The following is a 13,741-nucleotide window of genomic DNA, read 5'->3' as shown; positions in this document are numbered from 1 at the left end:
ACTGGGGTTTATGCTCTATTCTTCACCTTGGCAAGGCAGCGCGATAATCACCTCTACGCCTCGTTTGTCCTGACGGTTGGTGATCGTGATTCTCCCCTCATGGAACTCTGTAATTAAGCGCGCGATATAAAGACCAAGGCCAAGGTGTGGCTTGCCTTTGTTCTCTTGCTCCCTGACTGAGACCATTGAATTGAGCAGCTGCCCAGCCATTTCGTCGGGCAGCAATGGCCCGGTATTACGAATGGTTAGGAAGGCTGTTCGTTGGAGCTTGCTTAATGTCACTTCGACGGGCGTGCCGCTTTCGCTGAAATCTACTGAGTTGGCTATCAGTTTGTCGAGCAGTTGGGCAAGGTGATCTGGCGCTCCGTGGATCATCGTTTTGGTTGTTTTCACGCTAAAGGCTTGCTCCGGATAGGCAAGCTGGTAACCGTGCATACAGCCTTCGACCAATTCGTTGAAAGGGAAGGTTTCTTTGTCGGCACTTTGCAGGCTTTGTTCTATCCGCGTTGCTTCGGTCATGCTGGAAAGAATCGTGCTCAGACGCTGGACGCCTTCTTGGGCGCGGTCGATATAGCGTTCAGACTCTGCATCTAGGTTGTGCATGGACAAGTTCTCAAGCGACGAGCGTACCACTGCAACGGGGGTTCGCAATTCGTGGGAGAGGCGCGAGGACAGATTCTCGAGATAATGGTTGTACTGACCGAGTCGGTTGACCATATCCGCCATGCTCCGGCTCAAGTCTCCGATTTCATCGTGCTGCTTGAGCGGTGTAATGGCTTGGCAAATGCGCCCCTGGCTGTCGATAGCCTGCTCGGCCTCGTCCCGCAGACGGCGGATCCGCCCTGATATTTTCGACGCAAACAAAAACAGGGTCAGCGTTCCGACGATAATAATCGCCAGCATGGCATTGAGCAGCTTTTCCATTGCCCGGTTTTTGAGGGTTTGAATACCGACGGTGGACTCTTCGGCAACAACCGCTCCCATCACTTTATTGTCTAGCCAGATTGGGTAGGCTGCCGCCAAGATCACTGCCTTGCCATCATCGGATTGACGCCAATATGAGTAGCCTCGTCCTTTGAGCGCCTGAATAATATGAACACCATCCACTTTGGCCGCATCTTTGAGATCGTCATGGAAGGGTTGGGGCTCGCTGAGCAAATAACGGTAGTACAGAGGGTGTAGTACGCTTTCTTCGAGTTTTGCCCACCACGAATCATTGTTATCGCCATATTTCACCGATGATGACCAAACACCATTGGATTGCTGAATATTGCCGGTTTGTGCCAGCACCCGCTGGTGGCGGTCGATAACCCAGATCCGTGAACTGGTGTGGCCAATACCTTTGAGGATCTGTTCGATTTCTGGCGAGGGGACGAGAATCGTCCCTAGCTTGTTGGCGCGGCTAGTATTGGACGTCCCTATGATGGTGTCGATATCCCGGTTGGTACGGCTATTGACGTCATAAAAGGCAAAGCCCAATTTGTTACCCAGCATATCCAGCGGTATACGAAGCTCAACATTGTATCCTTTATCTGTGGCGCGCCAGAAACCGTGGATTTTGCTTTCAAGAACGAGGTGATCCTGAGAGAGAGGGATGGTTGTATCGCCATCGTCTACAATTTGCCATGCGTTAATCCAGCCGCTTTCGTAGGGGGCAATGGCATAACGATGAAACTCACCTTTCGGTGAGGTCATACCTATGATCAGGTGATCATTGCGATCAACTCGGCTTGAGTCCTTGCGGCGATATACCAGTCGGGGGTCGGTCACATCAAAAGCCGCGTATAGGTAGCCGTCGTATTTACCGACGACATGGCGAAATGTCAGGGTATTGCTGTTGTAGGGCAGGCGACTGAATTGAATGTAATCGCTGCCATAGTCGAGCAATTGGCCATCATAGTCGGCCCAATCATTGAGCTCGCCATCGAGTGTGATAGGAGTAGAGAGCTCGTAGGCATAAAGATCTCGCCCTTTTTCGACCGAGCGAAGGAAACTCGCTTGGGCGCTAAAGAGGTTCGGACGCTCGTTGAGTGCCGTTGCAACCGCCCGCGTTGTACCGATCAGGGTCTGCTCCTGCCCCTGACGCAGCAGTTTTTCCATTTCCAGCACATAGTTGTAGCCAAACCACGGCAGGGTAAAGAGCAGGCAGGCGATCAGGATCATTTTGCTCCTGATGCCAAAGCGTAGTTTGTGACGAGTGATAGATGCCAAGTTATGCCCCCCAGCGGTAGCCCATGCCATAAACGGTGTTGATGCAATCAAATTCGGCGTCGAATTGAATGAATTTTTTCCGGATACGTTTGATATGGGAGGTAATCGTGCTGTCATCAACCACAACTTGCGCTTCGTCCATTAAGTCGTGGCGGCTTTTTACATGCCCTGGTCGCTTGGCGAGGGCGTAGACCATCCAAAATTCAGTCACAGTGAGATCGATGAGGTTCTGGTTCCAGAAAACCTGCATTTTGTTCCTGTCGATAGTTAAAGGGCCGCGTTCGAGCAAGGTATCTTTTTCGGTCGGGGTCGACATCAGGTCACTACGGCGAAACAGTGCCGCAATTCGGGCAACGAGGTGCGGTAGGCTGATATCTTTGGTCAGGTAGTCGTCGGCACCCATACGCAAACCACACACGGTATCAAAATCACTATCACGGGCGGTTAGGAAGATGATTGGCACGGTGGCCGACAGAGCGCGCAAAGATTGGCAAAGGGTGAAACCACCGTCGATTTCGTCTTTCAGACCAATATCTATGATCGCCAAATCGGGGATCTGCTGTTGAAAGGCTGTCTGGGCGTCGGGGCGATTATCGTAGCCGACTACGTGGTAGCCTTGTTTGGTTAGGACATCGATGTAGTTTTCGCGGATCGCGGTTTCGTCTTCGACAATGGCAATTTTTTTCATAATGATAGTGTCGTTATATGGCTATATATCGCGACTATACAGCAATTTAGGTAGCTGGAAAGGGGGAGTGGGGCAAATAGGGTAATTGCCATTTTTTTGCCACAATTGATCACTACATTGCCTTTTTTTGTCCTCAGCATTGCCAGAAAGACTTGGTTTAATTACCTCATCGAAACGGCAGACAGCCAATACAACAAACAATATCGATGAGGAACACAAAATGAAAAAGCAGCTAATTTCTACACTTATCGCAACAAGCCTACTTATCTCTCCTTTGGCAAACGCAGCGTCAAACGATGATAGCTATAAGGTTGGCCAGCAAGAGCAACTAGTGGGTATTGGTTCTGGTGCAGCCGTGGGTGCCGCTGTCGGCGGTCCACTAGGTGCGGTGGTCGGCGCCATGGTCGGCGGGATTGTCGGTACGGCAATCGGCCAGGACGATTACATTAAGGCCCAAGACGAAGAATTGGTAGAAGTGACCGCACGCAACCAGGAACTAGAACGTATTAGCCAGAAATATAATCAGGCTCAACTTGAAATTGCCCGCTTGGAACAAGAGCGCTACGAATTGCTCAATGAGCAACGCGATATTGAACTTGCACTGGAAATGAATGTGCATTTCCGTACGGGCTCTGAAGCCATTGAACCTATGTTCCAGTCACAGCTTGATGAGGTTGCGGAAATTATGAAACATTCACCGGCGATTCGCTGGGAGCTGGCTGGATTTGCTGACCGTCGCGGTAGTGTTGATAAAAACCTTACTCTTTCTGAGCGTCGAGTCGCTGCTGTGCGCAACTACTTGGAACAGCAGGGTGTACCGGCTGATCAACTAACTACCGGTGCCTTTGGTGATAAGCAGCCACTTGCCGGTGAGCAGAATTTTGAAAGTGATTTCTTTGACCGCCGCGTAACACTTCGTAGCTTGTCTGGCCATGTTCAGACTGCGCAGCAAAGCAATTAATCATCAATCCATTGTAGGTAGCACTGTTGTCAAATTTATGGTTAGCGCTGCGCATAGGCATGGCAGCGCAAACTTGAAGAGAAGGGTTTGAAAGTATGGAACAGGCAAGCAAACTGGCCCCTGAGGGGGCCTTTACCTGGGGTATGTCACTAATATTAGCCGTGATGATGACCATGCAAATTTCATTGAAGGGCGATGATATCACGGAACAACGTATCACCACGGTGGATGGACAGGTGATCTATGCATGGGGAGACAGTGAACTAGATATCGAGCAGCATATTCCACAGCCTCGCGCGCAGGAGGCGAATCATGGTTGAGCGACTTTTAGCGATTGTGCAGGCAAGTGGGATCAGTTTTGATAACGGGGAGTTTATACATCTGCTGCTGAAGCTCTCTGTCTTGCACTTCAGCTTGGTGTATTGCTAATAACCGGGAACACGACAGTCGTCATGTACCCGGTTAAAGAGGGAGATGGCAGGTAAATGAATTACGCTGTCGTTGATGTTCCCTCAAGCACTTCACGCAAGCGGTCTTGAACCACTTGAACCAGCAGGTCTGGTTGGAATTTGGAAATAAAGCGGTTACAGCCGACTTTTTTCACCATGGCTTCGTTAAAGCTACCACTCAATGAGGTATTGAGCGCAATGTGCAAATCGCTCATTCGCGGGTCATTGCGAATTTCATGGGTTAGCTTATAGCCATCCATTTCGGGCATTTCAGCATCGGTGAACATCATCAGGATTTCATCATTGACGTTTTTGCCTTCATTACACCACTCTTTGAGTAGGTTTAGGGCTTTCAAGCCATCACTGGCTTCGATAACGTCTAACCCCAACTGGCCAAGCGTATCCCTGATTTGGGCGCGGGCTGTTGAGGAGTCATCGACAATCAACACCTTGCGGCCATGAAAATGGTTGACGATCGTCGTATCGAGCACATCTTCAGAAATTTGAATATCGTAGTCGATAATTTCCGCGAGTACTTTTTCTACGTCAATAATGCTGACCAAGCGATCCACACCGTCACGGTTGAGCTTGGTAATCGCCGTCAAATAGTTATTGCGGCCTACATGTTTTGGTGGCGGCTGAATATCAGCCCAGGTCAGGTTCACGATGTTCATCACCTGCCCGACCATGAAAGCCTGCACAGAACGGTTGTATTCAGTGATAATGATGTTGCTGTCTTTGTCATCATCAAAATGACGCATCCCAATGGCTTGTCTCAGGTCAATCACAGGGATGGAACTACCACGAATATTGGCAACACCACAAATATTGGGGTGGGAGCCCGGCAATAGATTCAGCTTAGGCAGTTTAACGACTTCTTTGACCTTAAAAACGTTAATGGCGAAAAGCTGCGAAGTATGGAGCTGGAAAATCAACAGCTCTAAGCGGTTCTCACCCACAAGCTGGGTACGCTGGTCCACTGAATCTAAGATTGTTGCCATTCTTTACTCATATCTATAACTTTTAGAATTATCAGCAAATTATAAATCCATCAGTGCAGCAAAGTCACGCCTCTAATGCATCTTGTTTATGCTTCAATTCTTTTTTAGCAATGGAAAAAAATAGTTGAAATGTCTCAAATCAAGGAATTTTATGCCGTGTATGGTAGGTTTGCCCGATAACTAAAAGATGATCGGCGAGTGAGGCATTGATAAAGCAGTGCTTTACGCCATTGTCCTGAGCATTGCACCATCCCCCCTGTTAAGGCTTGAACCTTAAAAGGAATAAATATTCGATATTGAAATAACGTGTTAAATCAATACACGGTGCAATGCCAGCAACAGAATGAGGCAACTATGAGTAATGTCACTATAGACGGGAAGGTGATTGCTGTTAATGGGCAGCAGACGATCCTGGATGTCGCAAACACACACCAAATTGAAATTCCATCATTGTGTGGATTGAACCGCAATGGTGAGAAAGTGCCTTGCGACCTGTGTATGGTTGAAGTTGAAGGGCAGGGCATGATGCGTGCCTGCGAGGCAAACGCCGATGCGGGGATGGTTATCCAGACGCAGAGCCAGTCACTGTCCGAGCACCGACGCAATGCGCTTAACCGCATTATGTCTGATCACTATGCCGACTGTGAGGCTCCGTGCCAAACGGCCTGTCCGGCAGGCGTTGATATTCAGTCCTACTTGTACCACATCGCCCAAAACGATCACCAAAAAGCCGTCGAAGTGATTAAGCGTACCCTGCCGATGCCGCTCTCTATCGGTCGTGTATGCCCGGCATTTTGTGAGTCGGAGTGTCGACGTGGCTTGGTTGATGAGCCTTTGGCTATTCGTCAGCTTAAACGTCATGCTGCGGATATCGATCTTGAGGCCCAAGAGCAGTACGTACCGCCACGTAAAGCAGACAAGGGCAAGAATATCGCCATTATCGGCAGTGGCCCTGGTGGCTTGAGCTGTGGTTACTACCTGAGTAACGAAGGTTACAACGTCACAGTTTTTGAATCGATGCCTAAAGCGGGTGGTTGGCTACGTTATGGTATTCCTGAATACCGTCTGCCAAAAGCGATTTTGGATAAAGAGATCGCGCTTATCTGTCGTAACGGGATGCAAATCAAGACCGAGCAGACATTGGGTCAGGATATTTTGCTGTCTGCTCTTACCAAGGATTACGACGCAGTATGTCTTGCCGTCGGCGCATCCAAAGCCGTTGAAATGAACTATACCGGCAGTGATCTTGATGGTTGCTACCTAGGTGTTGATTACCTCAAAGATTATGTAACCGCCCAGAACTACACCACAGGCAAGAAAGTTGCCGTGATTGGTGGTGGTAATACCGCTATTGACTGTGCGCGCACAGCGGTACGCGCTGGTGCCGATACTACTTTGATCTACCGCCGTACCCGCGATGAAATGCCAGCCGAAGACTATGAAATTGTCGAAGCCGAGCACGAGGGGGTCAAGTTCCACTTCCTGACTAATCCGGTTGAAAACATTGCCGATGCAAACGGCCGTGTTACCGAGGTGAAGTTGGAAATCATGGCGCTGGGTGAGCCTGATGCCTCTGGTCGTCGCCGTCCAGAAGCGACGGGCGAATACTTTACCGAGCATTTTGATACGGTAATTTCAGCTGTTTCCCAGCAACCGGACTTGTCATTCCTCGATAACGATAATGTAGAGCTGCCGCTGACTCGCTGGTCGACGTCTGAATCTAACCCGCATACCATGCATGCGGGTGTCGATAATATTTTTAGTATCGGTGATTTTCGTCGCGGCCCGGCAACGGCGATCGAGGCAGTGGCTGATGGCCGTATTGCTGCCGAAGCGATTGATCGTTTCCTGCACGGCACGATGGAGCACATTCCAGTTAAGCAATTTAACTCGCAGAAGGCAAAGAAAGTTAAGCAGGTTGATCCGGCCCAGTTTGCAGGGATCCAGAAGGCGATGCGTGCCATCATGCCTGAGCTGACTACCGAGCAACGCGCGTTGAACTTTAGCGAAGTGGAAACGGGTTTTGTAAACGAAGAGGCAATGCGCGAAGCGGCACGTTGTCTGGAGTGTGGCTGTCAGGCCAATACCGACTGTAAGCTGCGTGACTTTGCGACCGAGTATCAGGCGGAGCAACAACCGGAAGACATGGCGGAGTGCCAGAAATTTGCGGTTGATACCAGTTCTGAATTTATCGTTTTTGATGCCAACCGCTGTATCAGTTGTGGTCAGTGTGTTGATATCTGTAACGAAAAAGCGGTACAGGGTGTATTGAGCTTCCTGAAAAACGAAGACGGTACCAGTGCCAAGCGCCCGGAATGCCGTCCGGGGTTTGCCGATAGCAAACTGATGGGCGATTCCAACTGTGTGCAGTGTGGGGCATGTGTTCAGGTATGTCCGACCGGTGCGCTGGTGGATGCCCGCGATAAATCGCAGGGCCGTATCGAGATGCTCAAGCCTGTCGATACCATCTGTACCTACTGTGGTGTTGGTTGTAAGGTGACGATGTTTGTTGACGAATTAACAAACAAGATCCGCTATGTACAAGGCGCCAAAGACTCACCGGTAAACCAAGGTATGCTGTGTGTGAAAGGGCGTTTTGGTTTTGACTTTATCCAGAGCGAGCAGCGCTTGACCCAGCCGTTGATCCGCAAAAACGGCAAGCTCGAGCCAGCAAGCTGGGATGAGGCGATTACGCTGGTTGCCGATAAGTTCTCAGGCATCAAGGCTGCCCACGGCGGTAATGCGCTGGCGGGTTTCTCGTCTGCCAAGACAACCAACGAAGATAACTTCGCGTTTCAGAAATTTGTGCGCCGTGAATTGGGAACGAACAACCTCGATCACTGTGCTCGCCTGTGTCACTCCACCACGGTAACGGGGCTGGAAGCGTCACTGGGTAGCGGGGCAATGACCAACGACATTCCGAGTATTGCCCATTCGGATCTAATTTTTATCATTGGTTCTGATACAACGGCGGCTCACCCGATTATTGCCTCGCATATCAAACAAGCGGTTCGCAGTGGTAAGGCACGCTTGGTTGTTGCCGATCCAAAGCGGGTGGGAATTGCCGACCACGCCCAGTTGTATGTGGCCCATCGTCCCGGTAGTGATGTGATGCTGATCAATGGCTTGATGCAGCAAATCATTAAGAACGGCTGGCAGGATGACACGTATATTGCCGAGCGTGTGAATGGCTTTGACGTGCTGAAAGCCGAAGTCATGCGTGAGGATTACTCTCCGGCCAATGTCGAGTTGGTAACTGGCGTCAAGCAGGCTGACTTGCTGAAGATGGCCGAAATGATCGGTACGGCACAGCGTACCGCTGTGTACTATTCAATGGGTATCACTCAGCATACAACAGGCCACGATAATGTTCGATCCATTGCCAACTTGCAGATGCTCTGCGGCAATATTGGTATCGAAGGCGGGGGTATTAACCCGCTTCGCGGTCAGTCTAACGTGCAAGGTGCCTGTGATATGGGTGCCTTGCCGACGGACTTCCCGGGTTACCAGAAGGTTTACAACCCTGAAGCCCACCAGAAATTTGCCAAGGCATGGGATCGACCAGAGCTGCCGGCAGAGAAAGGTTTGACCCTGACAGAAATCATGGATGCGGCCTGCAAGGGCGAGGTGCGTGGTTTGTATGTGATGGGCGAGAACCCGGTACTGAGTGATCCTGATCAGCACCACGTGCTGGAAGCGATCGATACCCTCGATTTCATGGTGGTTCAAGATATCTTTATGACCGAGACTGCTCAGTTGGCCGATGTGGTACTACCATCCTTCTCGTTTGCTGAGAAATCAGGTCACTTCACCAATACCGAACGTCGTGTACAGCGTCTTTCTCCGGCTGTTAAGGCGCCGGGTGAGGCCAAAGAAGATTGGCAGATCATTCAGATGATCGCCAATGCGATGGGCAGTGACTGGGCTTACGATTGTGTTCAGGCGATCACGAAAGAGATCACCGAGCTGACGCCGCAGTACGCCGGTATCACATGGGACCGCGTGGGCCGTGATGGTATCCAATGGCCATGTCGTGATGCGGAGCATCCGGGAACCCGGATCATGCACCAAGATACCTTTATTCGTGGTAAAGGTGAAATGGCGGCGGTTCCGTTCCGTTATGCCGCTGAGCTACCGGACGAGCAGTATCCGATGATTCTGACTACCGGTCGTCTGCTGGAACAGTTCCATACGGGAACCATGACGCGTAAGACGAAAGGGTTGGATAACCTTGCTGGCCCGCGCGCCATGATCTCGGTGGTAGATGCTGAGAAATTGGGTGTGGGCAATGGTGAGATGGTTCGGGTTTCGACCCGCCGCGGCAGTATTGAAACGCCAGCGTTTGTGACCAAGCGAATGCAGCCGGGTGTTGTTTTCGTACCATTCCATTTTGTGGAAGCGGCTGCGAACAAGCTGACGAATACGGCGACGGATCCAAATGCCAAGATCCCTGAGTTCAAAGTGGCAGCGGTGAAACTTGAAAAGGTGATGGCAGAAGCTGACGCCTGAGCATAATACCAACAGGAGACATCTCGTTTCCTGATTGTTAGCTGGAAGCCGCCTTCTCTCACTACGTTTAGTAGGAGGGAAGGCGGCTTTTTTTATGGTTAATAAAACACCAGTTAGGTGGTTGTGCGCTAGATCTGTCTCACATTTTGGAGGATTCTGTAGTTATTGGCTAAATTCGATATTTAATTCTATAACCAACCGAAATCACTACCGAATCTAGTTGTTCATTTGCCGTTATAGTTGAAAACTTAGATTTATAGATTGGAATATTCTGATTTGGCATCATTTGTTACAAAATGATAGTAAATTTGAGATTTGCAGCATAAAAATAGATATCGGTCTAGTTTCAATAGTTTATGTTGATGCAGATTGTAAATGAATGAATCAAAACGTTAATGTTTCATTTTTGTGAAATGGCAGGGGTAGATAAAGAGGCGCTTTGGTGGGAAAATAAGATTGCAAATTTGATTCGTGCTGAAGGGATGCATTTCTTATTTTCTTGCGAGGTCATTATGAAATTAGGGCTTATTCTTCTTCTTTCAAGCTTGGCGGGTGTGCTTTCCGGTGAACATTTTCACTCTTTTATGGCAGGTTTTGGTATAGCTGCTATTGCGGTTGGTACGGCTTACTGGTTGGCGTTTCGCTGCTCAACGCGCTATCCACAACTGGCACTATTGATGTTGCTGATGGGGTTGATGGCCAAGATCGGTGTGACAATTACCGGTGTGATGTGGGGGCTTGAGGCTAACCTGATCAATTCGCCGTTTGTCTTCTCCTTGTCATACTTGTTCTTCTCTATTGTTGTGACTTACCTTTACTCAAGGCTACGTGAGTTCCAAATGGCGCGTGCCACCGAGAAGAGCGATATCTCTCACACAATAATCAAGTCTAAAACTGCATAAAACCGCGCAGTTTAGTATCGCGATAGATTCAAGAAACGGGCCTATATGGCCCGTTTTTTATGCCTGTCATCCAGCCGTTTCCTATTTTCACGGTCAGTGCCGTTCTTGTGTCAATCTCGATGGCCTGACGGCGATAGCAAGTCAAACATAGGAGCTGCCTAAGTTCTGATAATTGCCGATCCTGATGTGTTGGTATTCATGGAATAGTGTTGATTTTATTTGTGTTGTTTGTCGCTAAGCAGGGATAGGTTAAAATAGGAAGTAAGATTCTAGGATAGAAAAAATAGGTTTCCCCTTTTTATGAGCGGCCCAAGGTTAAAAGCCCAGTTCCAACGTCTTTACACTCACTTCTCCGGTCAGGATTCTGAGACCAATTTGCAAGACATTGCCGAGGTATTGTTCTGTACCCGCCGTAACGTTCGTATGGTCATTAATAAAATGGTCGAAAAGGGGTGGATCGACTGGCAGCCTGCCGTTGGACGCGGTAAGCAATCCAGCCTTGTTTTTTTGAGCACAGATTTAGAGTTACAGCAAAACCACGCAAGAAAACTGGTTGCAGAAGGCAAGCTTGAACCTGCATTGGAAGCGCTAGGCAATAATGCCGATAAACTTGCGCAGCTGATTCAGGAACAATTGGGTCATACAACCGCTCACGGCAAGCAGATTGTCCGCCTGCCGTATTATCGTGCTTTTACCAATCTTAACCCGTTGCAACCACTGCGACGTTCTGAGCAGCACCTTGTTAGGCAGATATTTAACGGCCTGACCCGTATTAATGAGGGAAGCGAGGAGGTAGAAGGTGATTTGGCCCATCATTGGGAGGCTCTCACTCCCCGTCACTGGCGGTTCTATATTCGTCCGTCGGTGCGTTTCCATGACGGTCGGTTGCTGGCAAGCTCGGATATAATCGCAACGTTCAATCAGGTTAAGACCCACCGTTTGTTCCGCCATATTGAGTCTATCGAAGCGCCGTATAGCAACACGATTGATTTTCATCTGGAGTACGATGACTTCCGCTTCCCTGACTTGCTGGCAAATCTTATTGCGATGGTTCAACCTGCCGATGTGGATTTTGCCAATAAGAATGAGCTGTTTCCGGTCGGTACCGGGCCTTATCGTGTGATACAAAACGATAGCAAGCGGTTCAAATTGGAAGCTTTCGATCAGTATTTTGGATTTCGAGCCCTCATTGATGTTGTTGATATTTGGATGCTCTCTGAAGTGGCGTCATGTTACCTGCAGCCAGCGTCAGATATTACACAGGTTGCCGGGGTCAGCGTATCGAGTCGGTTGAAGCTCGACGAGGGTTGTAACTACCTACTGTTCAACCGAATCTCTGGTTTACCGGCACAAAGTGAGTGGCTTCACTATTTCCAGTCTCGCCTTAATGCTTTAAGCATATTGCAACGTCTGAACAAAGAGCAGATAGGGGATTTTCGCCTGACCAATGCTTACGGTATCTTGCCTGGTTGGGCACATGTGCCGTTGCAGTCTCTTAATGCCGCGATCCCCGCTAAACTCAAAACCGTCACGATTGCTTTTGCCAGTCAGCATCCGGTGTACCCGCATGTGGCCGAGGCCATACGCGATATACTGGCTCAAGATGGGATTAAGTTGAGAATGATGGAGCTTGCCACGACAGATATTGCGCAAGGCAAGTATGCCGACAAGATTGATTTCTGGTTGGGAGGAACAAGCCTTCTGAACTACCGGGATGATGCGTTGTTGTCATGGTTTTTTAGTTTTGATCATATTCAACGGGCGATGCCTGAGATTGAATTTGCAGATTTGGAAGCGATGGTCGTTAGCTGGCGCAGGGATAAATCAGAGCTCTCACCATGCCAGCAGCTCGGGGCCAAGCTGGTGGAGTATGGTCAGGTATTGCCATTGTTCCATAACTGGCTTGGCGTTGATGATACCGGAGCCGTACAGGGGATGCAGTCAAACTCTATGGGATGGTTTGACTTTAAGTCGGTATGGATGCGACCGGAACATAACGACTAGGCAATATTGGATGAATCGATAAAGGCACTCCTTGGGAGTGCCTTGTCGTTTTCTATTAGCTATGAAGCGAGGTGCTTGAGACTGAGCGATAGAATTGATTATACCTGCTCAGTTAAATACCTCACGCATGCATCCTTGGCTCGGTCATTGGTGACGATATTTTCGTTGTCCCGTAATTCCAAATAAATTGAGACACAGTGCATTAGTGCTGATTTGAGTGAATCACGTTCAGGCATTGCGACGGTGTGAAGTAGCTTGTCGGCAAATGCAGGAAGTCTCTTTTCGATAGTCCTCACGCCGGATGGTGTTAACCCTGCTTGTTTAAGTGCCAGAGGAGAAAGGACATTGATGCGAAGAAAAGACAGAAATTCCAAGGTTTCGAAATACTCACCACGCGCAATTTTAGCCGCAGCGTAATGAGTCCAGATCCATATACGGTCTTCGATCCATTGCGGGTCGGGCTGAGGATACTGAGGAGTAGCCGTTGCAAATACATCACTAAGTAGCGAGCCTCGTTCCCAAATTACCTGAGTATCGTCTACACGTGTTGCTGCGTCAGGCAAAGAGACAAATTTGAAATCGACATGTACCAGTTCTTTATTATCAAAGATAGAGATAATGAGTCGAGGTTCACCGACGTGCTCCCCAGTGAAGGCCGCCAGCATGTTTTCAAATTGCTTTAGTATTTCAAAACGCTGTGCCATGACTTCTTGGTAGAACATCGGATCTATCGCGATAACAATATCTAAATCGCTGTATTGATCCATGGTATCCGAGGCATACGAACCACTACAGCCAATACCGCATAGTCGGTGATCTTGTGACAGGCTCTGCACAATATGCTCAAGAAGTGACTGATGGGAAGATGGCAGAGATTTGGGAAACTTCATATTTTACCTTTCTTTAACAGTTAAAGCTGCTGCAACAGCTAGTGCGGTAAAATTAACGCAGCATTATAGAGTCGTGATTTATTTTATTTTTGTCAATACTTTTGAGAGGTTGACGATGACGTTTTC

At 49.0% G+C, this 13,741-nt stretch carries 9 protein-coding genes; 5 read left to right on the top strand and 4 right to left on the bottom strand.

Annotated features, from left to right (window positions below; translation table 11 throughout):
* Positions 1-15 precede the first annotated feature (15 nt).
* Positions 16-2,163 carry a proteobacterial dedicated sortase system histidine kinase gene (pdsS, locus tag ABT56_RS20055; protein WP_240478364.1) on the bottom strand — a complete coding sequence of 716 codons (2,148 nt, stop codon included), beginning with the start codon at positions 2,161-2,163 and terminating at the stop codon, positions 16-18.
* 49 nt (positions 2,164-2,212) lie between these two features.
* Positions 2,213-2,899 (bottom strand): proteobacterial dedicated sortase system response regulator, encoded by a 687-nt coding sequence (gene pdsR, locus ABT56_RS20050; protein WP_047880687.1) that lies wholly within the window; start codon positions 2,897-2,899, stop codon positions 2,213-2,215.
* 220 nt (positions 2,900-3,119) lie between these two features.
* Here pdsR and pdsO point away from each other — a divergent pair, with 220 nt between their 5' ends.
* The gene (gene pdsO / locus ABT56_RS20045; RefSeq protein WP_047880686.1) at positions 3,120-3,860 is read left to right on the top strand and encodes a sortase-associated OmpA-like protein PdsO; all 741 of its coding nucleotides are present in this window, start codon (positions 3,120-3,122) and stop codon (positions 3,858-3,860) included.
* 95 nt (positions 3,861-3,955) lie between these two features.
* Positions 3,956-4,180, top strand: coding sequence for a hypothetical protein (locus ABT56_RS20040; RefSeq protein ID WP_047880685.1), 225 nt, complete (start codon positions 3,956-3,958; stop codon positions 4,178-4,180).
* A gap of 170 nt (positions 4,181-4,350) precedes the next feature.
* Here the strand turns inward: ABT56_RS20040 and ABT56_RS20035 are convergent, their stop codons facing one another.
* Entirely contained in the window at positions 4,351-5,310 is a 960-nt protein-coding gene (locus ABT56_RS20035; protein WP_047880684.1) for a chemotaxis protein CheV, read from the bottom strand.
* 354 nt (positions 5,311-5,664) lie between these two features.
* Between ABT56_RS20035 and fdhF the strand changes: the two genes are divergently transcribed.
* The 3 genes from fdhF to sgrR all read left to right on the top strand — a co-directional run bounded on the left by fdhF (position 5,665) and on the right by sgrR (position 12,725).
* Positions 5,665-9,819 carry a formate dehydrogenase subunit alpha gene (fdhF, locus tag ABT56_RS20030; protein ID WP_047880683.1) on the top strand — a complete coding sequence of 1,385 codons (4,155 nt, stop codon included), beginning with the start codon at positions 5,665-5,667 and terminating at the stop codon, positions 9,817-9,819.
* A gap of 512 nt (positions 9,820-10,331) precedes the next feature.
* Positions 10,332-10,721, top strand: coding sequence for a hypothetical protein (locus tag ABT56_RS20025; RefSeq protein ID WP_047880713.1), 390 nt, complete (start codon positions 10,332-10,334; stop codon positions 10,719-10,721).
* A 300-nt stretch (positions 10,722-11,021) separates the two neighbouring features.
* Entirely contained in the window at positions 11,022-12,725 is a 1,704-nt protein-coding gene (gene sgrR / locus ABT56_RS20020; protein ID WP_047880682.1) for an HTH-type transcriptional regulator SgrR, read from the top strand.
* Between the two features lie 98 nt (positions 12,726-12,823).
* Here the strand turns inward: sgrR and ABT56_RS20015 are convergent, their stop codons facing one another.
* Positions 12,824-13,615 carry a nucleotidyltransferase domain-containing protein gene (locus tag ABT56_RS20015; protein ID WP_047880681.1) on the bottom strand — a complete coding sequence of 264 codons (792 nt, stop codon included), beginning with the start codon at positions 13,613-13,615 and terminating at the stop codon, positions 12,824-12,826.
* Positions 13,616-13,741 lie beyond the last annotated feature (126 nt).

Origin of the sequence: Photobacterium aquae, assembly GCF_001029445.1 — a bacterium.
In the GTDB taxonomy this organism is placed as follows: domain Bacteria; phylum Pseudomonadota; class Gammaproteobacteria; order Enterobacterales; family Vibrionaceae; genus Photobacterium; species Photobacterium aquae.
The sequence above is the reverse complement of the archived record's forward strand: the minus strand, read 5'-3'. Positions and strand labels throughout refer to the sequence as shown.